This is a genomic window from bacterium (assembly GCA_023150945.1).
Classification (GTDB): Bacteria; Zhuqueibacterota; Zhuqueibacteria; order Zhuqueibacterales; family Zhuqueibacteraceae; genus Coneutiohabitans.
Map to the genome: position 1 here is coordinate 33930 of JAKLJX010000028.1, position 25540 is coordinate 59469.

13 protein-coding genes are annotated in these 25540 nt (G+C 56.0%); 1 reads left to right on the plus strand and 12 read right to left on the minus strand.

Going from position 1 to position 25540, the window contains the following annotated elements; translation table 11 throughout:
• The first annotated feature begins 16 nt into the window (after nucleotides 1-16).
• Nucleotides 17-1411 carry a DUF2851 family protein gene (locus L6R21_24745; protein ID MCK6562420.1) on the plus strand — a complete coding sequence of 465 codons (1395 nt, stop codon included), beginning with the start codon at nucleotides 17-19 and terminating at the stop codon, nucleotides 1409-1411.
• On the opposite strand, the gene L6R21_24750 is transcribed toward L6R21_24745, so the two are convergent.
• From L6R21_24750 to L6R21_24805, 12 genes are all read right to left on the minus strand, one after another.
• Complete coding sequence (locus L6R21_24750; protein ID MCK6562421.1) at nucleotides 1401-4796, minus strand: T9SS type A sorting domain-containing protein; 3396 nt, start codon at nucleotides 4794-4796, stop codon at nucleotides 1401-1403. The genes L6R21_24745 and L6R21_24750 overlap by 11 nt on opposite strands.
• 198 nt (nucleotides 4797-4994) lie before the next feature.
• The gene (locus L6R21_24755; protein MCK6562422.1) at nucleotides 4995-6794 is read right to left on the minus strand and encodes a T9SS type A sorting domain-containing protein; all 1800 of its coding nucleotides are present in this window, start codon (nucleotides 6792-6794) and stop codon (nucleotides 4995-4997) included.
• 95 nt (nucleotides 6795-6889) lie between these two features.
• Nucleotides 6890-7987 (minus strand): hypothetical protein, encoded by a 1098-nt coding sequence (locus L6R21_24760; protein ID MCK6562423.1) that lies wholly within the window; start codon nucleotides 7985-7987, stop codon nucleotides 6890-6892.
• A 288-nt stretch (nucleotides 7988-8275) separates the two neighbouring features.
• Nucleotides 8276-10075 carry a T9SS type A sorting domain-containing protein gene (locus tag L6R21_24765; protein ID MCK6562424.1) on the minus strand — a complete coding sequence of 600 codons (1800 nt, stop codon included), beginning with the start codon at nucleotides 10073-10075 and terminating at the stop codon, nucleotides 8276-8278.
• A gap of 413 nt (nucleotides 10076-10488) precedes the next feature.
• On the minus strand, nucleotides 10489-14301 hold the full coding sequence (locus L6R21_24770; protein MCK6562425.1) for a right-handed parallel beta-helix repeat-containing protein: 3813 nt from the start codon (nucleotides 14299-14301) through the stop codon (nucleotides 10489-10491).
• Between the two features lie 27 nt (nucleotides 14302-14328).
• Nucleotides 14329-15963, minus strand: a complete 1635-nt coding sequence (locus L6R21_24775; protein ID MCK6562426.1) for an FG-GAP-like repeat-containing protein — start codon at nucleotides 15961-15963, stop codon at nucleotides 14329-14331.
• Between the two features lie 139 nt (nucleotides 15964-16102).
• On the minus strand, nucleotides 16103-16990 hold the full coding sequence (locus L6R21_24780) for a hypothetical protein (protein MCK6562427.1): 888 nt from the start codon (nucleotides 16988-16990) through the stop codon (nucleotides 16103-16105).
• Nucleotides 16991-17025: 35 nt separating this feature from the next.
• The gene (locus tag L6R21_24785; protein ID MCK6562428.1) at nucleotides 17026-18663 is read right to left on the minus strand and encodes an FG-GAP-like repeat-containing protein; all 1638 of its coding nucleotides are present in this window, start codon (nucleotides 18661-18663) and stop codon (nucleotides 17026-17028) included.
• 469 nt (nucleotides 18664-19132) lie between these two features.
• A complete protein-coding gene (locus L6R21_24790) occupies nucleotides 19133-21169 on the minus strand; it encodes a Type 1 glutamine amidotransferase-like domain-containing protein (protein MCK6562429.1) in 2037 nt (678 codons plus the stop codon).
• A 218-nt stretch (nucleotides 21170-21387) separates the two neighbouring features.
• On the minus strand, nucleotides 21388-22383 hold the full coding sequence (locus L6R21_24795; GenBank protein ID MCK6562430.1) for a PorV/PorQ family protein: 996 nt from the start codon (nucleotides 22381-22383) through the stop codon (nucleotides 21388-21390).
• A gap of 45 nt (nucleotides 22384-22428) precedes the next feature.
• Nucleotides 22429-22836 carry a four helix bundle protein gene (locus tag L6R21_24800; protein ID MCK6562431.1) on the minus strand — a complete coding sequence of 136 codons (408 nt, stop codon included), beginning with the start codon at nucleotides 22834-22836 and terminating at the stop codon, nucleotides 22429-22431.
• Nucleotides 22837-22981: 145 nt separating this feature from the next.
• On the minus strand, nucleotides 22982-25525 hold the full coding sequence (locus tag L6R21_24805) for a hypothetical protein (protein ID MCK6562432.1): 2544 nt from the start codon (nucleotides 25523-25525) through the stop codon (nucleotides 22982-22984).
• Nucleotides 25526-25540 lie beyond the last annotated feature (15 nt).

A 25540-nucleotide genomic window follows, 5' to 3' on the forward strand; every position in this document is an offset into this window, starting at 1 on the left:
CAATGGAGGGGGTGCCATGTCTGCACCGGCAGCATTCTCCGAAGCCGCGCTGCACGAGCTGTGGCAGCGCCAGAGCATTCCACCGGAATTGCTGAAAACCACCGCAGGCGAGGGGATCGAAGTCGTGACCCCGGGCCGGCATAACCGCGATGCCGGCCCGGACTTTTTGCAGGCCACCCTGCGCCTCGCCGGCCGCCTGCTGCAGGGCGATATCGAACTGCATCTCGACGCACGCGATTGGACCAACCACGGCCATCATCAGGATCCCGGCTACAACAATGTCATCCTGCACGTCGCGCTCGCGGATGACAACCCCGCGCCGGCCGCACTCACCATCACGCGCGAAAACGGCCTGCCCGTGCGGCAACTCTTGCTTCCCGCTGCCGTGCTTTCTGCCCCTTCTCCGCCACCCGCGACGCTGTTGGATTGCCCGCTCAGCCGCACCACCCCCGAAAAAATTCTCGCCACCGTGCGCCACGCCGGCGGCCTGCGCTTCGCGGCCAAAGCGCTGGCTTTTGCCGAACAGGTCAAAGAAGGATCATGGGATCAGGCGATCTATCGCGGCTTGTCCGAGGCGCTGGGGTATGATAAAAATCAGGAGCCGTTTCGGCGGCTGGCGGATTTGCTGCCGATTGATCTGATCTTCGCGGAGTTGCGCGCCAGTCGCACCCACCCGCCGGCCGTTTTGGTGGAAGCGCTGATCTTCGGCGCGGCCGGCCTGCTGGCTTATCCTGCGGCGGAGGGCGAGGCCGCAGATGCCGCGGTCACCGCCTATCGTGAAGCGCGCCGCGAGATTTGGGAGCCGCTGCGCCACAGCCTGCAGATTCGGCCGCTGCCCGCGGCCGGTTGGCGTTTCTTTCAACTGCGGCCGCAGAATTTTCCCACGCGCCGCCTCGCCGGCTTGTGCGCGATGATCCTGAAGTTCTATCGTCACGGCATTCTTGAGCATCTTGCCAGCCTGCTGGAGGCGCCGGGCAGCCGGCCCGCCGCCAAAGCGCGGGAACTCGTGCGCTTTCTGGTTTGTCCGGCGCAGGGCTTTTGGCGCCAGCACTACAGTTTTCGCGATCGTGAAACCACGCCCGCGGCCAAACCGGGAGATTTGATCGGCCGCGACCGCAGCCGCGATATTCTCGTCAATCTTTTGCTGCCGGCGCTCTGGCTTTACTATCGCGAAGCCGGCAACGCCACCCGCCAAAATCAAGTGCTGGAGATTTACAGCCACCTGCCCCGGCTGCAGGAAAACCGCCTCACGCTCGCCATGCAACAGCAACTCAGCGCGGTGCATCCGCTGGCGCGCGCGCTCGCTGCCTCCGCCAGAACGCAGCAGGGCTTGCTGCATTTGCAGAAGCTCTACTGCCGGCCGTTGCGCTGCAGCGAATGCCTGGCGCTGCCGGGTGAGGTCAGCGCATGAGCGTCATTTTCACCACCTTTCTTTCCTCGCCAGAAGCGACATGCGTGAAGTACGTGCCGCTGGCCACGGCCCGGCCGTGCTGGTTGCGCCCATCCCACGTGATCTGATGCGTACCGGCCTGACGCCAATCGCGGCTCAATTCCCTCACCATCCTGCCATACACATCATAGACCTGCACGGTCACCAGGCCGGCAGTTGGAAGATGAAATTGGATTCGCGTAGCGGGGTTGAAGGGATTGGGATGGACGTTGACGGAGAACGAAGCCGGCAGCGGCGCCAACAGCGCGGCTGCTGCTGCCCGCGCCTTTTGCGCGGCGTCTTCTACGGCTTCATAAACATGAACCAGCGCACCGCCGGCTTTAGCCAGATCGAGATTGGAGAATTTCGGCGCCAGAGTGATTTTTTGACCGCGCCAGGCTTGCAACGGAAAGACCAAGCGCACGCTTTGCTTTGTCGTGCCGGTTGCTGCGAGCGAAGGCAAAGCGATATTGGCAACTGGCAGACCCGTTTCCGCTGAAGAAATCTCAAACGCCACTCCGGCCGTGAGATGATCGTCTCTCCGCAGTTGCCCGGCATTGCGACTCGAGAGGTGGAGGGTGAACGCCAGACTATCCGTGTTTGCCGGCAACACCACGCCGGACAAACTCACGGTCGCCGCCAGGTCACTGCTCAGCAGGGAGTCTACGCTGATCTCGGGAAAGGCGAGGCTGTTTTGGCTTTCCCCTGCGACGATTTGGAAAGCGTCTATTTGCAGCATCAGGTTCGTGGAATCATCCCAAAAATATGCGATGCGGCGATGATAGACCAGGTCCTCTTCGCTGCTGCTTTTGCTCAAGCCTCCGGCAGGCCCCACAATCAACGCATGAGGAGCAGAGCCGGCGCTGCGCCACAAGGCCAATGATGCCGCGCCCGGGGGATTGGCGATCGCCAGCGAAACGTCGGCGCCGTTGCTGGCAATGATCGTACCCGCGGCCGAGCCTTCCCAGCTTGTGCCATTGTATCTCCGTTTGCGAATGTTTTGGCCGCCGCTGTTGTCCTGGCAAACAGCGGTTGCGGCGCCGCCGGTGTGGCCGGTAATACTGGGGCGAAGCTGATCGTAATTGTTGCTCACCAGCATGGCGACGGCGTTACCGAGGTTCCTGTTGTGATAGATCACCTGGCGAAAATAGACCTCGGCTTCGAGCGCTTGCCAAACAACATGACGATCATTGTTTGCGGAAATCGCATAGGAAGAGTATTGATTGCTCGAGGCGAAGGGATCGGTGCTGATGTCGGCGGCTGCGGTCCATGAGTTCAAAGTTCCGTTGTAACTCTGATGATAGATGTCGCTGCCTTGATCCCAGGTGACATGGAATCGGTGCGTGGGCACGTCGTCATCTCGCCTGTAAATCAGGCTCGGGTTGCGCGCATTGGTGTTGTTGGTAACGGCAATTTCGCTGAGGCCTGGCCAGTTGCTTTCCGCGGCATTGGTGGAGCGTTTTGCTCTCAGGCCGGCACTGCTGCGATAGATTACCATCATTTCAAAATCTGTCGCCGGTTTGCTCAGGGCGATGGCCGGCAGCAGAGCGTTGGCGGAAGTAATGGCCGTGGCGCCATTGATGGTTTGGATGCCGTCCCAAGCGGATCCGCTGAAACGGCGATACTTGAGGTCGTAGGTGTTCGTGCCGGTTTTGCGCTGCCAAACGACATACAGTTTGCCGGAGTGCTCGGCGAGGCAGGGATATTTGTTGCTGCCGTCGCCGCTGCTCAGCCGCCGGAATTCGCTCAACGCGCCCGTGCCGGTCAATTTCTCATAGCAAATCTCGCCGTCGGTCTCGAACACGAGATGATAATTGCCGGCGGCATCGCGCACCAGCTTGCGGCTGTTGTTGAACGCCGTGGCCTCGCTGCTGTTGGTCACATAAATCTTGCCGCTGCCGCTGGTGACGATCGTGCCGCCGCCGGACACCGTGGCGTTGGAAGGCAACACCAAGGCGCCTTGCACGGTCAGCGTGGCGCCGGCAGCGATGATGACATTGGCCCCGGAGGCCAGGGTCAACGTGGCGGCGCTGGTGACCGTTGCATTCGCGTTGACGCACACCGTTCCCGGCCACGTGGTGTTGGAAGAGATCGTGCCACTCCAATTGCCGAGGTCTTCGAGCTTGAGCAGCTTGCCCTGGCCCGGGCCGAGCGTAAAGGTATAAGTGATCGTCGTTGCATTCGCAGGCAGGAAGCGTTTTTGATCGCCGGTGAAAAGATCGGTAATGAGATACGCGTTCGCGCTCGTGCTTTGGAACCTCATCGTAATCTCGCGGCTCTCCGTGCTCGTGCAGCGGCGGTTGACCACCATGTAGTGATTGGTCGCGCCGCTTTGCAGCACGCCGGTTTCGACGTAGGTTTCATTCCCTGCATCCCAACCTCCGCCAGGCACTTTGCTTTGAACGTCATAGAGTTTGTAAGTGCTACTGATCGGCTCGGTGGTGTTTTGGTGAATGGAGAAGCCGGCTTGCCATGAGAGCGGGAGAAAATTCGCGCCGATATTCACCAAGCTTTGGCTCATGCCTTGGTAGTTGTTGTGGATGGATTGTACGGAAGTGTATCTGGAGGTTGGATTGCGATTAGCATCAAGCAATCCTTCTTGACCATCGGCCGTCCTCGTATAAAGATAATAAATGATTCCATCCGCGCCATAGGCTAGTGCCAAGTTGATTTGACAAAGGATTTCCTCCAGGCTTGGAGAACGATAGTTGTACCTGCCCGAGGCTTGATGAGCCTGAATGATGGCGTAAAACGGTGTGCCGGGCTGATGCGTTCTGATTGCTGTTGCCGCTTCACCAAATTGGCTCGCCGAGGTCTGGAGTGCATTCTGAAAACCTAAGCCACTAGTAGGCGTTCCGGTGGGGAAGGGATAATTGCAATGCATGAAGACATCCAAGCTGCTTGCCGTCTGCAACAGTGCATTCAATGCTCCCGGCGGGAAGGGGCAAGTTTGTACGGCTGCCAGAACTCCTGGCGCGCGGACATGAACGGCATTCGCGAGATATTCCGCCCAGGGATGTTTGTGCAGATAGGAGAGCGAATCTTCCGCGGAAGAAAGAAAACTATGGAGACCGGCATGGCCACCGTGCAAATTATACATGGAAGTAAAGCCATTGTTGACTCGGGCTTCCCAAGCAGGGTTGCCAGGCCCGCCGGTCTCGTAAATTGCCCTCCATACCTGGTAGGGAACTCCGGAGGAGGCATTGGCAGGCGACCAGTCCGCCGTGGTTTCAAACTCTCTGGGTGCCGGGGCCGTGGCGAGCGAATCGCCCATGAAGATCAGGGCTTGCTCGGCTTCGATACCGGTGCAAGCAACGAAGTAATTCAAGCCGAGGTTGAGGAGCTTGTCTCGCTCGTTTGTTCTCACGCGCCAAACATTTGAAACTGGAGAATAAATCGGATCGGGTCCGATCCCTGGGCGAAAACACCAAGCACCGAGTCGAAACACAGATTGCGCCGAGCCATCTGCGGCGACGGCAAGAATAACGCTGAATGCGGCAAAGCAGCGAAGAAGGGTTTTGTAACGCATGATGGACCTCCTTGTGATTTGTTTGAGAGTGAGAGATTATCTTAATACCAGAAGTTTTTGCACAGCTCTAAGCAGGCCTACCTGTACTTGAATGAAATATACGCCATCGGGCAGAAGGGCCGAGTTCTGGTCTTGGGTATTCCAAGCCAATGAAATGGCCGTCTCTGTATTTGCAAATACCCAATTGCGAACAAGTCTGCCCGTGACATCGAAAACATCGATTCTAACCTCGTGCTTTGAGCCGTTGGGAAATTGTAACTCAATGTTTGCTCGACTCTTTGCCGGATTGGGGTAAATAGGCAGGAACTCAAACTGAATTGGCGTTGAAGCAGATTTTGGGGCATCGACTCTCGTTGCATAGCTGCCGTTGGCGACAACGTAAAAGAGACCATTGGCAATCCCGATCAAATCGAGGTCGCCGTCGCGATCGAGATCAACCGCGCGAAGCCCCCGACTCAGAGGCCGATCAAAAGGCAAAGGCACTTGGCTATGAAATGAAAAAATTCCACATCCATCATTCATGAAGATACAAACGTCCGGTGCATATCTTACCGGCATAACTGATGTCAAATTGCTGTTGGCAAAAGCCAAATCAATGTCGCCATCTCCATCAAAATCCCCGCCTTCCACAGTTTCTGCGTAACGGGCTAGCAGCGTATCAACTTGCAAGCCTGAGGGATTCAATTGACCGCTGCCATCATTGAAGAGAGTCAGATACCGACCGGCTGCTCCAGGCACAAAGGCATAATCAATATCGGCATCTTGATCCAGATCATTTCCATAGAAATGGGTTTGCTCATGAGGAAGCTCCTGCACTTGAAGGATTTTCAAGCTGTCCGACTCGGTTGAGCGAAAACTTGCAAAACCAACTCTAGTTTTGTCAACTATTGAACCGCCAACATAGACAAAATCCGTTTTCCCATCGTTATCAAGGTCATAGGATATGCCAGGATGATAGAAAGTCGGTTGAGGAATCGGTGGCTTGGATTTTAGAAGCATGTTGAAGGATATTCCATTTTGACTCAAGCCAAAATACAACGTATCTGATATCACACTTCCAATGACAAAATCCATTATGCCATCATTATTGAAATCCTGGGCTTTTGCAAAGCCATTCAACCTGAAGGGAAAATTCTTTTCAAAAAAATTGCCGGTTCCATCATTCAAGACGGAGCTATTGCCGGTATATGGAATATCCTGATCACCGTCACGATCTAGGTCTGCTGTTTCGTTACCAGGGCCGATACCAATAGGATCATTTTTGTGATTAAATCGAATGATTCCCTTGCCGTCGTTGAAGTACACGAGCATTTTGTAATCAATATCCGCGTTGCCAATCAAATCTGGCCAACCATCGTTATTGAAATCTGAAACAATAAAGCTTGTTGACAAAACACCTCCAAACAAAGCTTCTACTTTAAAATCTCCACCGTGGTTCTGCCGCACCGCTACAGTGTAGTGCCAAGTGAATCCTTCAAACGACCTTCCGTCGGCGTAGCGCAATCGCGTGGTCAATGTCACAGTCACTCGTTCGCCGGCATTGAAAGCCGGTCGGTTATTCAAACGCCAGTGGCGCGGCACAATGCGCAAATCCCGGTTGCCGTTCTCCAGCGTTACGGTCAATCGGTGCAAGCCGGTAATGTCGGACCAAACGTAAATCGAAGAGTCCGAGAGTGAAGTTGGGTCAAGCGGCGTTTGCAAGCCCACGCGCAGCTCGGCATCAACAGGAATATTCAGTCCGTGCTGCGGCGGGTAAAGAGAAGTGATAAAGCTCGGTTGGGCGAAGAGTACAAATGGTAAACAGGCGGCAAGGAAAAACGCGGAGAAGGAATGCATGGCTCACCTCTATAGCTTGAGGTTCGTTCACAGTGGATAAGACGCATTTTTCATTTCGTCACTCACAAACTTTTTGAAACAGTCATTCTCCCAGATCAAACATTTCGCTCGGCGCGCGAATACGCGTTCGCGCTCGTGCTTTGGAACGTCATCGTAATCTCGCGGCTCTCCGTGTTCGTGCAGCGGCGGTTGACCACCATGTAGTGATTGGTCGCGCCGCTTTGCAGCACGCCGGTTTCGACGTAGGTTTCGGCTTCCGCGTCCGTCGCGCCGCCGGGAATTCTGGCGGTGACGTCGTAGAGCTTGTAGGTGCTGCTGATCGGCTCGGTGGTGTTTTGGTGAATGGAGAAATCTTCTTTCCAGGCGAGATTGAGAAAATTTGCGCCGATGTTGACGAGGGTTTGACCGGTGCCTTGATAGTTAGTGTTGATGTCTTTGACGCGATTGTATTGCGCCGTGGTGTCGCGTGCTGCGTTCAGCAGGCCGGTCTCGCCGGTCGCGGTAACGGTACTATAAACATAGTAGCAAATTGCCTTGGCGCCCGTGGCAAGGGCCAAGTTCACTTGACACAAGATTTCTTCTTTGGTCGGCAGGCGTAAACTGTCTGCGGTGGATTGTTGCGTTTGCAACACCGGAAACGGCTTGGCAACGGAGACTGAATCTCTGATGCCTCGCGCGACGTCTCTGAAGCCGGACACCAACAAGTCGAGGCGCGCTTGAAAGGGGGAGCCGCTGTATGAAGTAGTATCTCGCAAGACATACTGTGACAGCATGAAATGATCGGCGCGCACGAGGCGCTTGGCCATGTTGTAAGTGGTTTGATCGTGGCAGCCAAAGGGCACGTTGACATAGCCGGTTTCAAAGAAGGAGTCGATGATCGTGCTGTCAGCCATGAAATTGAGGCCGGGAAGCTTGCTCCATTGGCTCATGCATCCTTCCGCGGCAATGACAAAACTATGCACGCCATCGATCCTGGACAAGTGGCGGTTGTACATCGCGCGGTAACCCGCGGCGACACTGTCATCCCAAGCCGAGGTCGGATTTGTATAAAGCTCCGCCCGCAACGACCTTTGCCATAATTGATAACCGCCGGGGAATGAGGCTGGAGGAAAATATGGATTCGAAGGCGGCGTATATTCCAGCGTGGACTTGAAATCTTTGCGCACGGGCGCGGCGTCGAGCGAATCGCCCATGAAGACTAGGGCGTCTTCTGCTTCTAAACGATAAGCGCATGCAACGAAGTAGTTCAAGCCGAGGTTGAGGAGCTTGTCGCGTTCATGAGGAAAAACTCGCCATACACCGGGGCTTTGCTCGTAAATTGCCTGAAGAGCTGGCTGCGGTTGATGTAAGCACCAAGCACCTACACGAAACACGGATTGCGCTGAAGCGTTTTGATTTGCCAGAAACACAACGAGCAGCGCAGCGAAGAAAAAAAAGCGTTGACGCATGGTACACCTCCGTTTGATTTTAGCTGTGAAAAATCATCTCAACAGCAACAGTTTCTGTGTTGAATGAAATGTGCCCGCTTGGGCCTTGACCAGGTACAAACCATTGGGTAAAAGCTTTGACATTTGATCTCGAGTGTCCCAAGTGAAATGAATCTCTTGGCTTCGCCCATCAAACCGCCAACTACGAATGAGTTTGCCGGTAACGTCAAAAACTGTAACAACAGTCTCAACGTCGATATTTTGTGATAGATGCAACGTGATATTTGCAGACCGTTTGACTGGATTGGGATAGATTGGATCAATGGAAAATCGAATCGGGATTGGCGACGAATTTTGATCGTCTACATGGTTCGGATAGTCGCCATTCGCCAAGATATAGAAAAGGCCGTTCCCCGTAACACCTATCAGGTCAAGGTCACCGTCACGATCCAGATCTATGGCACGCAGAACTAAGCTGACAGGCAGATTAAAAGGAAGAGAAATTCGGCGGGCTAATGAAAAATTACTGTTGCCGTCGTTCAAATATATAGAAACATCCGGGGCAAGACGCAGCGGCATGACGGAAATTGTATTAGTGCTGGCAAAAGCCAAATCCATATCACCGTCGCCATCAAAGTCACCTCCCTCAACTGCTTCAGCCAGTCGCGTATCATTGGGATCGCGTTGCAAGCCGGAGGGATTCAATTGACCTTTTCCGTTGTTAAAGTGAGTAATGTAATTGTCCATTCCGCCGGCAACAAAGGCATAATCAATATCGCCGTCGCCATCAAAATCGTTTCCATAAAAACTCCCTTGCTCATAAAAAAACTCTCTAATTTGTAAAAGCTTTAAGCTGTCAGAAGCGGTCATTTCAAAACTTACAAAGCCAGCGATGACACCACTGCCGGTACCAGCTACGTAGAGAAAATCGATTCTGCCATCATTGTTCAGATCGTACGAAAGGCCATGTCGATAAAAAATCGGCCGGCGAAGGGGAGTGATCACTTTCTGCAATTTTTTGAAGGATTCTTCATTCACGCTTAGACCAAAATAAAGCGTATCCGACAAAACATATCCAATGACATAATCTATCTTGCCATCGCTATTAAAATCATGCGCCTTTCCCTGACCATTTGGCCAATCAAAATAGTCTCTCTGGATAAGATTGCCTGCGCCGTCATTTAGGATGACACGCTGGAATCCGAAAAAAATATCTTGATCGCCATCTTTATCAAAATCCGTTACCTCGCCTGTTGACCCTGTAATGTTAGTCATGTGATGAAATACTATTCCCCCTTTTTGATCATTCAAAAAAACAATCATCTTGCGCTGCACCCCATCATCATTGCCGACAAGATCGCACCAACCATCTCCGTTAAAATCGGAAACGTAGAAATAGGTTGACGCCCCGCCTCCAAACAAAGCCTCTACCTTAAAAACTCCACCGTGGCCCTGCCGCACTGCAACGGTATAATGCCAAGTGAATCCTTCAAACGATCTTCCGTCGGCGTAGCGCAATCGCGTCGTTAGCGTCACCGTCGCGCGCTCGCCGGCATTAAAAGCCGGGCGGTCGTTCAAACGCCAGTGGCGCGGCACAATGCGCAAATCCCGGTTGCCGTTTTCCAATGTCACGGTCAACCGGTGCAAGCCGGTAATGTCGGACCAAACGTAAATCGAAGAGTCCGAGAGTGAAGCCGGGTCGAGCGGGGCTTGCAGGCACACACGCAACTCGCTATCGGCACGGATGTTCAGGCCGTGTTGCGGCGGGTAGAGCGAGGTGATGAAGCTGGGTTGGGCAAAAAGTGTGAATGGCAAACAGGCGGATAGGAAAAGCTTCTTGAAAAAGAATGGCATGGCTCGCCTCCAGGTTGTGGGTTGTTCTAATGGAAGAGAAGCATTTCTCGTTTCAGGAATCGTGACTGTCTGGAATGAAGGAGCGTCAAGGGGCTCGGAAGCTAGGGTCGGAAGGCGAAAGCGAAGCCGGAGAAATTCGAAATGCGCTCAAAACCGGATTACTGCAGGCACGGAGCCCCTGACAGCAGTTCCCGCACTGATCTATGGAATCCGCAAAATACAGACCATAACCACGGGCAGAGCCGGTTTCCTGATAAACGCAATTGTCCTGGCAATTTATGCCTGACCAGCCGCGTCAGCACGATTGCGCCTGATGCGCACACACGAGAATTCTGACTCGTTTGTTCGCAAATCTGCCAAGCTCTACTGCCGGCCGTTGCGCTGCAGCGAATGCCTGGCGCTGCCGGGTGAGGTTAGCGCATGAGCGTCATCTTGATTCTTTGCTTCTGTCCGTCCGCGCGCAGTTCGGCGAAATAGATGCCGCTCGCGGCAGGCGTCCCGCTTTCATCACGTCCATCCCAACGCACCACGTGTTCGCCGGCGGAGTAGAATCCGCTCAGCAGCCGCCGCACCAGGCGCCCGGAGAGATCGAAAATGCGCAATTCTACCTGCTGCTCCCGCCTGAGATCGAATCGGATGCGTGTTTCAGGGTTGAAGGGATTGGGGTGATTGGGATGGAGTGCCGGCCGCCCTGCGGCAAATGCCGGGCTCTGATGGGCAGCCGGCCTTGCCAGTCCCTCCATCCCCAGATGCGACAGCTCCAGTTCGGCAACCAAGGCATAGTCCGAATCGGGGTATTTATCGAGCAGCTCCTGGTACAAATCCGCCGCCTGCCGGCGATTGTTTTCCGCATCACCGCTGCTCATGAGCTGGTACAGCGAGGCGGCACGAAAGAGATAATCCGCCTCCCGGCTGGCAAATTCCCGGTTCTGCTCGAGCAGGTCGAGCGCCCGGTCCAACGCTTCCTCGCAGCGGCCAATCTGCACGAGATACGGCAGGCTGTGATCCTGCGCGCTGGTGGCCAGCGCTGTCTTGGGGAATTTTGCAATCAGGTCATCCAACCGGGTGACGATGTCCCCGCGACGATCGAGGCCGATATAGCAACGAATCAAACCGCTCACCCCAAAACCGGCGTTGGCGGCCGCGGGATCGGATTCGAGCAGTTTCGCGTACAAATCCGCCGCCGCCTGCAAGTCATCCTGAATTTCCAGGGCAAAAGCCTCGGCAAAATCGGTGGCACCTTTTTTCAGAGCAGCATTGGCATTGCCGGCTGCGAGGCTGGGAATCTCCGGCAGCACCGGCAGATAGTCAACCGCGCCGGTAAATTCCTCAGCCGGCGGAATCACCGGTACGTCGTGATTGGCGGACCAGTAATTGCGTTCGGCTTTGATCGAATTGCTGCCGCTGCCGTTGATGATTTCGTCTCCGCTATTGTCGTGGATCTCGTTATAGCCGTATTTGTCCTTCACGGAATCCACTTGCACATCATGGCCGAGCGAGGGATAGGAGTTGTTCGCCGTGTTCACCCCTGCGCCGCCATTGTTCGTGATGAGGTTGTTGCCGTAGTCCGGCATTGGCAACACGCTGCGCACGATCGGGTCACTGTTGGCGTTGCAGGAAATGCCGTGTTGCGCATGACCGGTAATCGTATTGAAGCCGATATAGGCATCCGCGCCATTGTACAGGTAAATGCCATGATACGCGCCGTTCGCCGCGATGAGGTTGGAAAGGATCTTCATCATTCCCGCAGCGGCTGAGGAGACGACCCAGATGCCGTATCCCGAGTTGTTTTGAATGGTGGAATGTTGAATCGTGAACGGACTGGAGTATTCCGCCATGAAACCGACATAGTTGTTCGTGAGCGTGGCATGGTCGATCGTGACCGCACCCGGGGTGTTTTTCAAGCGAATGGCATTGCCGGTGTTTCTGACGGTGCAATAAGCAAGATTGGAGGCAGCGGTGGCGTTCTCTATCCAAATGCCCGACCACGTGCCGGTGGTGCCGCTGCGGTCAAAGATGATGCCCTGTGAGCTTGTGCCGGTCGCTTGCAAGCTGCCCTTGATGGTGAGTCTCCTCCCCTGCGCAAACGCGACCGCCGTGGCGCGCTCGATGGTCAGGGGCACGCCGCTATTGACAGTCAAATTGTTGTTCACATACACTTCGCCCGACCAATAGCGCGCAGCCGCGAGGGTGTCCGACAAGCCGCTGCTGACACGAAACAGCCGGCCTTCGCCGGGATTGAGCGTGACCACGAAATCGGTTTCGCCGGCATCGAGCGTGCGATAAGCCACGCGGTTGGAATGGCCATCCCACGGCATGCGGCTGGCGAGCACGTCTTCGATCAGGCGCCGGCTGCCGCTGCTGGTGAGCGTGACGGTGAGGGTTTGCGTGTCGCCATCATCGCAGCGGCGGTTGACCAGCAGGAAATAGTTTTCACCGCTCGTCGGATGAGTGAAGTCACCGATCTCGATATAATCGCCACCGACGATATTTTGCACGATGCTGCCGCCGGGACTTTCGCCGGAAGTGTGCGCGCCCTGCCAGTCCAATGCCGCCAGCTCCGGCCCCACGATTTGCAGATTGCGGTTGGTTTCGGCCACGGCCTGATACTTGGCTTGATAGCCGGTGAACACGTTCACGTTGTTGAACGTGTCGTAGTTGCCGGAATGATCCGGGGTGCCTTGCTCACTGCCCTCGGCCACCAGACCCGGGAAACGCACGGCAGCGCAACCGCCAAAATTCTGAACGGCCCAGGTTGGATAGGCGAAATAGAAAACACCTTTGGCGCCGTATGCCAGGCTCAAGTACACCATGGCGCGAATTTCCGCCGGCGAGGGCGGACGTAACATGGCAGCGCTGTTGTCGCATCTGCGATAGCGCCCTAAATTGAAATCCAATTCGCCATGCACCTGGGCAATGTACCACCACCCCAGACCCTGGCTGATCGCGGTTTCAATGGCCGGCAGCAGGGAGTTGGCAATCATGTCATCGAAGGTGCCTTGCAGCAACGCGTTGTAATTGCCGCTGCCGGTATAGGGAGCCACCCCGGCGCTGTCGGCGGCGCCGGCCGGCATGAAGCTTGTAGGCGCCGGAAGGCCCGCATGAATGGGATAAACATCGACGAACAGCTCGTAGGGCCGGCCGTCGTTCATGAAGCGGGTGAAACCGGCGTACACATTCGACGAGCCCTGGGCATAATTGGGCGTGGCGGTAATGCCGCGGCCGCGACCATCTGCAATGCCCTGAATGCCGGCATTGTTGAGGATGAACTGATCGGCGTAGTTGAAGGGCTGGTAGCCATTGTAGCGCGGCTCGTCCTTGAGATAGAAGCGCTGCAACAGGGGATAGGTGGCATCTGAAGCGAAATGCTGCGCATCCAGCAGCATGAGTGAGTCCCGCTCGCCGCGAAAGAGCTGGTAGGCGCCGTTGTAATTGGGATGAATGACGCTGTCCTCCAATACCACGTAGTCGAGATAGGTGTTGACCTGATCATACCACCACACCCGCACGTCGATGCCGTGATCCTGTTGTTGCAACAGCAACTCGGGCTCCTGCAAGCTGGCGGAGACGGGATACTGGTAGGCGCGCGGTGTTGGCGTGAACGGCAGGGTGTAAGCGAGCTCGAACTCCCGGAAGGCCGCGCTGCCGCCGAATTCGCCTTCGGTGATAATGCGATCGGCGATGAGGTTGCTGTCGGCATCGAGGATTTCCAGGCGCACCACTTGGTCAGTAGGATTACCAGTGGGATCGATGCTGATGTTGGCAGTCGCCACCCAATGCGTGCGCTTGTAGAAATACTGATTGTCGGGGTCCGGGTTTTGAGCTATGTAGCCCGCGGCATGGCTGGTGACGAGAGCACGCCAGCGATCTGGGTTTAACGGATCCAGTTGCCCTGTTTGGTGCGACGCGAAATAATTCCGAGTTCCGTTTTGGCTGTCGGTTCTCTCAGCCTGATACTCCATACGTTGAGCGAAAGATGGATTATGGATATTACGCTCAAGGATAGCCGCGACGTTCAGGTTGCGACTGTTTTGAAGGATCGTTGCGCTGAAGCTGTTGCGATCCCACCCGCCATAGGCTTGAATCCAAGTGAAGCCCATGGCATGAACTGAATCGATGGCATTTTGGTTACCGCCGAACCAGATACCGATGGGGAAATTTTGTGCGAAGAGATGACCGTACATGACGAATAAAACGGCCAGCGGGAAGAAAGCTTTGCGGATCATGACTTCTCTCCATTTTTTTGATTGGGTTCATCTTACAACCATGAATTTGTTCGTTTGCTCAAAGAGCAAATGAGAATGATCGGATGCAAAGGCTCGCATCCGAACAAAGTAAATGCCGGACGGAACGATCTCGCCATCACGATCGCGGCTATTCCAAACAACACGATGTTGACCGGCAAGATATTCCACCTCCGGGAAAGCTATCACCTCCTTACCAAGAAGATTGTAGACTTTTGTTTCAACGAAAGCCCGTTTGGACAACTTGAATTCGATTGTGCTATGCGAGGTGAGCGGATTAGGATAGATGGGGCCAAGAATAAAATCCGCAGGTGGGGTTTCAGAGTTTCTTTCTGCAACATGCGTTGGAATACGAGCATCTCCCCAAAAAATTCCGAAGTACCCTTCATACCTGCTCCACGGCTGCAGCGGAGCTCCCACAATAATATCGTCGTACCCATCATGATTGACATCGCCAACGCCATCAATGCTAGCTCCAAAATTCCCTCCACGTGATTGTCCTCGTGCTGCATCGAATTTATCATCCAGTGCTTTACCAGCAGTGTAAACGAACACAATGCCGTTTTCCTGTCCGGTGCTGTATGCTGCGATCAGAATATCTTCATCGCCATCGCCATTCATATCACCGGCATTGGCTATCTCGTTACCAAACTCGCCGCTGCCAAAGGGTGCGGGAATGACAAAATCGGGCGCGACTTGAAAACGTTGAGCGAAATCGGCACCGCCGAAGTGGATGTAAACGAAATTCTGTGAAGTAAGAGAATCGGAATACGTCCACAACAGATCGGTCTTGTCATCGGCGTTGGCATCAAAAGCAGCCAAGCCGCCACTTGTTCCAGCGCCTCTTCCTGCTCTAGGACTGGTCAAATCAGCAATTGTATCAACCTGTGCACTAGCCAAATAGATGTTCAGATATCCAAAGGATTCGGAGCCTCCAATCCTTGCTTGATCATAACCTCGAATCGCCAAATCGTTAAAACCATCGTCATTAAAATCACCGATGGCACATCGTGAACCGAACCCTGCATAAGGACGACTTCCAGTTATCGTGAAATCGGGAGTTGAGTTCATGTTGGGATCGCCGAAATAGGCATACACTTTTCCATTATTTCCAAGAGAAACAGCATACCCTGGCGCTGTTATCACCAAATCATCGTTCCCATCGTTGTTTAGATCGCCGATGCACATTTTTAGGCCAAACCCAGATCGCTCCTGTTCCTCCGTCAATTCGATAGCAGCAACAGTATCAATTCCTGCGGCATCGCCCAAATAGATTAACACTGAACTATTGCGCCCCATATTCACGCTTTTCCAAACGGCAAAATCTGTATATCCGTCCCCATTGAAGTCACCGTCTTCGACATCAGCACCGTAAGGAATAATCCAAAGGGGAGTTGTGTCTTGCGGTGTGGAAATGCTATAGAAACTCAGGCCCGTCGGGTTATTGTTGGAGGGCGAACTTGCTACAGCTATATTGTATGGATTGTTCGGTTTGCTCCCAACGAAGCCTTTCACGCGAGCACCAAGGGCGGAGCCTCGCACATGCCCGAAATACTGCAAATAAGGCTGCAGCACCCATTGGGTTTGGGCGTGGGCCAGCGGCAATTGGGCAAGCAGCAGGAGCAGAAAAGTTTTGGTTTTCATTGTGGTTCTCCAGGTTGAGGTCGCGCGTAAACACGTTTGAAAGGGCGGCAGGCAATGAGATGTGAAATAGTGTCTTGCCAGGTTGGCTCTTCTTACACTAAGCTATGATAATTTTTGTTCGCATAAATTCCGAGAATTTTTAATCGGTTTTTTTACTGAGAAAAAGGCTGGAAGCGTTGTTGGTAATGGCCGTATCGCGCGCACCGCGAAAGAGCTGGTAGGCGCCGCTGTAATTGGGATGCATCACGCTGTCTTCCAGCACGACATAATCAAGATACGTGTTGACCTGATCATACCACCACACCCGCACGTCGACGCTGTGATCTTGTTGTTGCAACAGCAGCTCGGGCTCTTGCTGGCTGGCGGAGACGGGATACTGGTAGGCGCGCGGTGTTGGCGTAAAGGGCAGGGTGTAAGCGAGCTCGAACTCCCGGAAGGCCGCGCTGCCGCCGAATTCGCCTTCGGTGATAATGCGATCGGCGATGAGGTTGCTGTCGGCATCGAGGATTTCCAGGCGCACCACTTGGTCAGTAGGATTACCAGTGGGATCGATGCTGATGTTGGCAGTCGCGACCCAATTTACGCACTGATAGAAGTATTGGTTGGCGGGATCCGGGCTTCGCACCATGTAGCCGGCGGCGTGGTCAGCGACGCTGGCGCGCCAGACATCAGGATTAAATGGGTCAGAACCTCCCGTGGGATGCGCCGTGAAATAGTTGCGCGTGCCGTTTTCGCTGTCGGACCTTTCGGCCTCGTAGAACATTCTCTGTGCGAACGACGGGTTATGGATGTTGCGCTCGAGAATAGCGGCTACGTTGAGACCACGGTTGTTTTGGAGAATCTGGTTGTTGAGATAATTGCGATCGTATCCACCATAGGCTTGAATCCAGGTGAAGCCCATCGCATCGACCGAATCGATGGCATTCTGATTACCACTGAACCAGATGCCGATAGGAAAATCCTGGGCATGGGCAGTGCCCAATGTGGCAAACAAAGTCGCCAGCACGAAGCAAGCTGTGCGCTTCATAATTGCACCTCCATTTGAGTGTTATATGATTAAACTCATTTCACAACCGTGATTTTTCTGGCATGCTGAAAGAGCAACTGCGAGCCAGCGATAGAGTGAGCCTGCATGCGAATGAAGTAGATACCGGTAGGAACGATCTCTCCGCTTTCACTTCTCCCACTCCACCGCGCCTGATGCTGTCCCGCAAGACGCTGAGAATCCAACAAGGTAATCACCTCCTTTCCAAGAATGTCATAGACTTTGATTTTGACCACCGCCTTTTGCGGTAGAGTGAACTGAATAAGGCTTTCGTAGCTAAATGGATTGGGATGAGCATGAAGAAGTGCAAAATCGGAAGGTGGAGTTTCTGTGCTCGGATCGGCGACACCAGTTAGAATGCGAGAGTCACCTAAGAAAATGCCGAAGTAACCCTGGCTTCTATGCCACGGTTGATTTGGAGCGCCGACAATGATGTCATCGTAGCCATCGCCATTAATGTCACCGATGCCGTCAGCAGTTGCACCAAAATTCCCTTCCCGCGACTGTCCGCGAGCGGCATCATATCCATCGTCCAGCGCCTTACCGGCAGTATAGACAAAGACAATACCATTTTCCTGCCCAGTACTATATGCTGCAATAACGATATCCTCATCCCCATCGCCATTCATATCGCCACCGTTGGCGATCTCATTGCCAAAATCGCCGCTGCCAAAGGGTGCGGGGATGATAAAATCCGGCCCGGCTTGAAAGCGTTCAGCGAAATCGGCGCCGCCATAGTGGATGTGAACAGACTTTCGTGAAGTCAACGAATCGGAATACGTCCACAGCAGATCGGTCTTGCCATCGGCGTTGGCATCGAAGGCCGCCAGGCCACTGACGATGGTGCGGTACGACCGCGGGCTGGTGAGATCGGCAACGGTGTCGAATGGCGCGGCGCTGCCGAAGTAGAGGTTGAGGTAGCCAAAGAATGCCTCCTGGACTGTCACATCTTGGCCGTGAACCACCAAATCATCAATGCCATCGCCATTAAAGTCAGCGATTGCACACCTGGTGCCCAGTCGCGCGCCGGCATAGGGTCCGGTAATGGTAAGATCAGGTTTCGACTTGAGGCGGTCTCCACCGTAGTAAACATAGACTCTCCCATGCGGCAACTGGCTGGCCTGCAAATAGACATCTCTCGCGGTGATCACAAGGTCGTCGATGCCGTCGTTGTTCAAATCACCAACGCACATCCTCCACCCAAAGGTCGACCGTTCTTGCTCAGCAGGCAATCTGTAAGAGGCAGTTGTATCGATGCCAGTCGGGTCGCCAAGATACACCATCACCGTATCGTTGCGATCCGTGTTAACGCTCTTACGAACGGCAAAATCTGTCAAGCCATCGCCGTTGAAGTCACCATGATCGACGTTATTGGCGTATGGAATAACCCAACGGGGGGTCGTGTCTTGCGGTGTGCTAATCCGATAAAACAACAGTCTTGGATCTTCAAGGACGGGGTTGCGCCCTTCTGCAACGGCAATGTTATATGGGTTATTCGAGCGGCTGCCGACAAAACCTTTCACTCGCCCGCCCAGCACGCTGCCGCGCACCGTACCAAAATACTCCATAAACGCCTCGAGCCGCCAGGGCGTTTGCGCTTGCACGGCCGGTGGCAGGGTCATCCAAAGCAAAGAAAAAGCAGAAGAAATGAGCACCGTTTCATGGCTTTGCTCCTTTGAGAAGGTGTGGTTGAACTGTGAGAATTTCGCTTCAGAAAGTGCGAATGCGAGATGTGATCGAACCGGAAAGGAACTTCAAAGGCCCATGGCCAAAAGTCGGAAGGCGAAAGCGAAGTCGGAGAAATTCGGAATGCGCTCAAAACCGGATCACTGCAGGCACGGAGCCCCTGACAGCAGTTCCCAAACTGATCTCCAAGGTTTTCAATAAACGGGCCACAATGCTCGAAATGATGACCATCGGGATAAAGTCAGCAGTTCTGCAAAGTTGTGCTTTGCCGTCCGCATTAGATGGTCGAGTTTGATTCGCATATTTGAGAATCCGGGCCAATGCTTTCTTAGATTTGCGGATCTTGTCGGCAGCCTCAGGCGCTCGGTTCGCCCCTTTCTTTACATCAACGATGCCGGCCGTTGCGCTGCGCCGAATGCCTGGCGCTGCCGGGTGAGGTTAGCGCATGAGCAGCATCTTGCGCGACGCCACTCGGCCACCGGCCTCAAGGCGATACAAGTAGAGGCCGCTCGCCAGCGCCGAGCCGTCAAAGCCTACGGCATGTGTACCGGCCGCCTGTTGCGCCTGCACCAGCGTTGCGACTTCCCGGCCCGCGAGATCGAAAACCCGCAGAGTAACCGTCGCTGCCTCGCTCAGGTGGTAGCGAATGAGGGTATGGGGATTGAAAGGGTTGGGATGGTTCTGTTCGAGATGAAAAAGCAGCGGTGAGTTCTCAACGGCATGCCTGCTCTCGACCTGCACGACGGCACCGTTGTTGAAATCGAATCGGCTGCCGTTGGGCAAAACGTGAACGCGTGCATGATCCAGTGCGGCGGACTGCCGCGGCCCAACGCTGCTCGCAGCGCGATAGGTCGAAAAATCCCGCCATTGCGCCGGCCGGCTGTCGATCACCAGCGCAGGCGTGAGGCCGGTAAAGAGGGCCACGCCGTTTCTGCAATCCAGATGACTGCCGGCATCCAGCAACACGCCGAATGCGGCTTGCGCTTTGGCCATGCCCCACAGCAAACCGCTCAGCCGGTTTTCATGATAATCCGAATCCTGCCAGGCGCGCGGCATGATGATCGTGCTGCCGAGCAAACCCAGTCCGTTGCAAAGCGTGAGGCGGCCGCGATAAGCCGCCGTGGTTGAGACTTCCGTTTGCCCAACGCCGGTGCTGCCCGCGAGTTTGGCATCATTGCCGAGAAACAACATCGCACGTCCCGCTTGCCTCGCTGCGGCGAACGCCTGTCCGGTGGCGGTGGCCGGCGCGAGATGAACCGCAACACTGTCCAGCAAATTGCCGGCGAAAATGAGACCGGCACTGCGTTGCATCCGCGTGGCAGTAAGCTGGTCATTGCGCGTGGAGGAATCCAGCCACAGCAGGTGGGAGGAAAATCCGCGCTGTGCGAGCTGTTGCGCAACCGTTTGGGCATTCGCGCCAACCGCCGGTGAGGAAATGATGCCGAGCGTGTCTTGGCCTGCCGTGAAACCGTCGAGAAATCCCGCAAAGCTGCCGCCGGCAGCGAACCAGTCACTTGACTGATCACTGCCCTCCAGCCAGATGCCGGCGCCGTTTGCTTGAAAAGGAGAAGCTGAGAAACTCGCCGCGCCGGCCGCAGGAGTGAGAATGTGGCCGGCCGCCAGATCGAGGCGAAAGCCCGCGGTGAATTGCTGCAATTCAAGCTCAGAGAGCGCCAGCGGCTGATTCATTTGCACGGTGTAAGCGATGCGTTCGCCGGCTCGCAGCAGGGTCACAACGCCGGATCCAAAGACTTCAGCGCTGCCGTCCGGCGCAATGGCGAGCGCGGTGCGGTCGTCGACGCCGAGGCCGGTGAGCCAGCGGCCCTGCTGGCTGTGATAGACGGCCAGCATCGCTGCCAGCCGGCCGAGACGGCCGCGCTCGTAGAAGTGCGTGTCGGCCAGCACATTCGGCACCAGCGCGAGAAAACCGGCAGTGAAGGTGATGCCGGCGCGCAGGGGATTGCGCAGCGCCTGGCGGGGATCGACGGAGGTCGTGCGTGCGTCGAAGACGATTTCGCTCAATACCATCGCGCCGGCGCTGGTGCCGCCGATCGCGCCGCCGGTTTGAAAGACCTGCTGAATCGCCTGGCCGGCGAGCGTGCCCTGCCACAACGAGACATACTGCCATTGATCCCCGCCGCGCAGAAACAGTCCGCCGGCCCGCAAAATGGCGCGATAGTTGGCCGAGTCATTCGCGCTGCTGCGGCTGTTGATCACCAAATTCGCCGCGTTGGCGGCACCCAGGGATTTGAAGTAGTTCGGCAGGAAGGAGGAAGGGCTGTCATAATGCAGAATCAGAATCTCGCCATTGGGCGCATGCTCGACCAGCCAGCGATAGGGCGCATCCGACCAGTCGTTGTAGTTCTCGGAGCCGCCGCCCACCAGCAGCACACTGCCCTGCGCCAACAGGCTGCGCAGCAGCAGGAGTTGAGTAAGCAGCAGCCACCGGCCGGTTTGCCAAACTGATTTCAGCATGGATTCGAACCCCTCCGCCGCTTTCGTGAGGCCTGCTGCTTGGACAGACACTAAATTCCTCAGGGCACCGGACACGAGTCTCGGAATTGGCGCTGAGCACATTTGGAATTGTACCACGAAGCACACGAAGAATTCTTTAGTGTATCTCGTGTGTTTCGCGGGCTACGTACCCAAGCCTGGCCGCGCAGAATGCGCACTAAATCTCGTCATCCCAAGCCTCAGAATTCCAGCCCCACGGCGAAGCGGTGCACGTCCGGCAGCAGATCGTGGCGGGCGTAGGCATAATCGATGGCAAGATGGCTGTTGGCCATCGGCCAGGACAAGCCCACACCGAAGCAGAGATCCTCGTCATCATAGTTGTAGCGATAGCCGCCGCGCAGGAACAGCCGGTCGAACACGCCCAGCTCGGTGCCGAAGTTCACGCGCTCGCTGTTGTCGTTGGGATGAGTGACATCCGAGGCCAGCCGCCACGCCAGCGTGCGGGAGCGCAGCAGTTCCAGCGCCAGACCGACTTGAAAGTGCAGCGGCAAGGGATAGGCTTCGGTTTCGAGCATGGCGGGCGCCAGGCGGTTGCGCGGCGCGTTGGGATCGGTGTCAAACCGGTACGACAAGTCCCGGCCGGCCATGCGAATGTCGCCGCCGAAGTTGCTCAGGCTCATGCCGATCACGGCCTCTTTGAACCACAGGCGATACTGGGTACCGAGGTCGAAAGCGATGCCGGAGGCGGTTTCATTCCAGATTTTTTGCTGCACATACTTCGCGGTGATGCCGGTGCTGAAGCGGTCACTCAGCGCCCGCGCGTAGGTCAGGCCGATCATCAAGTCCTGGGCATCGAAGAACTCGCCGGTGCCGTCCTGGGCATATTCAGTGGTGACTTCCATGCGGTCCATCGACAGCACGGTGACCGCCACGCCCACGCTGCCAAACTCGCCGGCGCGCAGGGCGTAGGCGGCGGAATTCAATTGCATGGTGGCGCGCCACGGGGTGTGCGCAAAGTAAACTGATTGCCGCGCAAGGTTGGCAATGCCGGCGGGATTCCAAAACAGCGCGCCGGCATTGGCCGCGGTCGCGACGTACGCGCCGGCCATGCCGGTGGCCTGCGCGCCCACCGGAATTTGCAGAAACTGCGCGCCGGCCGTGCCAAGATTGGGATTCTGCGCCTGCGCCGCAATCGCGACACACCATCCCAGCAGCGAAAGTAGATGCTTTTTCATATCAACCTCGGGGTTTCGGTCTCCCTGCTTGTCGTCCTCTTCCTCCTACTCTTCCTCCAGCTCCTCCCCTCCATACGCCACGCCCTCCTCGGCGATGCGATTCTGAGCATTGTTGCGCAGGCCGATAATCAGGCCCGCGACGCGTTTCAAAATCTGTTTGCCGGCGGCCGACTCTGCCGGCGCCAGGTGTCCTTGTGCGCAAAGGACATCGAGTGCCGCAGCGCATTCCATCGTCGAGCCGCTGGCGATTTCCAAATAGCGCGAGCGTTCCTTCATCGAAAACCTGGCGTTGCCCTCAGCCAGGTTGAGTGCAATCGAAGTGCTGGCGCGCTCGAGTTGATCGTGCATGACCCGGCATTTTCTAAAATCCTCGAGCCGCGGCGCCAGCCATGCCACAAATTGAATCGCCTCCTGGTAAGCCTTGAGCTTCTCGTGATCAAATAGGTATTCCATGCCTGACCCCCATGCCTAATTGCGTGGTTCCGGTTCAGCTTTTCTTACTCCTACTCCTACTCCTACTCCTACTCCTACTCTTACTCTTACTCTTCTCAGGAGTAGGAGTATGAGTAAGAGTAGGAGTAAGAGTAAGAGTCGAACCTCACTTCACCACCGCGAAGCGGTCGAGCTTCTCCGCGTTGTCGGTTTTCACGAGATAAAGATAGACGCCGGTGGCGATCTCGCGGCCCGAGGCCGAGCGCAGATCCCAGGTGGCGACGCCGGTGCCGTCGTTATGCTCGATGGTCTTGACCAAATCGCCGTCCAGCGTGAACACATGAATCGTGCAGACCGGCGGCAAATTGATGAAGCGCAGCACGCGCAGCGGCTCGCGGCGCAGTTGCCCGAATTCCTCTTCGAAACTCGAAGCCACCAAATAGGGATTCGGCACGACGCGCACCCGCCCCAGTTCGCTCTTCACCGTGTTGGCATTGACGCTCGGCGAGCTGGTGGAAAACTGAAAGCGATCTTTGTAGGTGAGCGGCTGGGGATTCGCCGCCGGCGGCACGATCGTGAAGATCAAGCCGTTGCCGGTCGCATAGGGTTTACCCTGTGCCAGCGGCCGCACCGGCAGCACCACCGCGCCGCCGCTGCTCACTTGCACACCAAGCGAAATCACGACTTCATCGCCGGCCTCGGGAAAGAAGTCGAGCGGCTCGGTGGGCGCGGGATTGGTGATGGTGATCTGCAGACCCTCGAACGTGAACGCCGTGCCCGAAACATAACTCTGCGCGCGCACCAGCGTATCGCCGGTGGCGGCATCCAGGAGATCGAAAGCCGCGTCGGAAAGGAAGCGCAGCGCGTAGCGGCGCGGCACGGTGGCCTCGAGGTCGGCAATGGCGGCTTCAATTTTGGCAGAGAGATTGCCGGTCACCTGCGTCACCGCGGGCAGGAACTCTGCAACAAAAATTTGGCCGGCCACGCTTGCTTGATCCGTGGCGCTGATGATGAATTGATAATTCGAATTGCCGCTGCCGACTTGCTGGAAGTCCGTCACCAGTGGCGGGGTGCGGCCGAGGGCATCCTGGCGCGGCACCACCGCGACGATGTTGGGCTCTTCCAACGTCGCGCCGCGGCTGGACTCCAGGCTTTCGACGGCCTCGCTGCCGCGATCGTAAGCGGTGAGCGAGTACCAGTATTCGAAACCGTTCACGACATTGGTATCGAGGAAACTGTATTGCAGACCGGTGTCCGCGCCCAGGCCGTTGGCGAGATCGAACTGCGCCAGGGGCACCGGATCCGCTCCGGCATTGGGAAACACGTTGCGATCGAGTTGATCCCAAGTGATGCCCTTGTCCAGGCTCTTGTACAAGCGGTAGCCCTCGAAATCCAGGGCATTCGAAAACTTGTCGCGGCTGCGTTCGGAACGATCATCCCAATACAGGGTGACGCGGCGATTGCCCGGCACCGCGCTCAGCTTGGGCGGTTCCGGTGGCCGCGCCACTTCGAAATCGAGCGCGACGATGTTGTGGGCGGTGCGGGTGTTGGCGAACAGTTGCTGCCGGTCGGGCCCGGCCACGATCGCGGTGATGAAAGTCAGCGTATCTCCCACCGCCAGCGTGTAAGGCCCGGAGGCCGCGATTGCATCGGTGTCGTTGCCGCCGAGGTCTTGAGTGGCGAGATCATCGAAATGCAGATTGGGGGCATTGGCGCCGGGATGCAGAAATTTCGGTCCCAACGGCGAATTGTACAGACTGGCCGCGCTCGACATCAAGCCATACTGCACCGAATCGAGGTCGACGACATCGAGATCCTCATAGAGAAACCAGTGCATATCGGTGATGCCCAACTGCCGGCCATTCACGGCGGGCGTGCGCAAGAAGGCAATGCCCATCTCGCCGGGAATATTGCCGGGCCATTCGCTGGTGTAGTTGTCGGCATCGTAATCGTACAGGAGCTGCAATTCGTGATCGAAGCCGATTTTCTCATCGGACCATTCGGGGTCGCCGCCGGAGATGTTGCCGACGTCGATGTCCAGATACATCGCGAAGTAGAGGCTGTCGAGACGGCGCATGCCCTTGTTGATGATTTCGAATTTGAAGAAGATCATGTCCGCCGCGAATTTCACGCCGTAGGCATAGCCGGTTTGATGCACCTCCAAACCGAGAATGCCGCGCTTGCTGGTGTTGTTGGAATCGCTGTAGACGCAGTAGCTGTCTTGATCCGAGCGGATGATCGGGTTGCCCTGCGCGTCTTTGACCGGCCAGCCGGTGGCGGGCCAGGTTTGCGGCCGGTCGCTGAACGCGATCTGAGCCAGCGCGGTGTTGTGATAGCCGCCGACCGCCTCCCACTCTTCGTTGGTGGTGAAGCGGCCCTGCACCACGTTGTTCGGCACACCGACCCAGGGATTGATGCGATAGATGTAATGCCGGCCGCTGCCGATGGGATATTCTCCCGAAGGGCCTTGGCTCAAGCGCCGCGGATAGAGCTTGCCGCGGTTTTCGAAAAACAATCCGATGTTGCTCTTGTTGTGCGTGCCGCCGGCGCGATCACGAATGCCGGCGAGCGCGGCGGGAGATTTGAGGAAGAAATTCTCCGCCTCGCGCTCGCGCGCGGCCGTGGTGCGTTGCGCCGGCAGCGCGACGGGCAGCAGCGCGCACAAGAGCAGCAGCTTTTTCATGAGGGTCATGCTGGTTTTGTACAACATCGTCTAACCTCCATC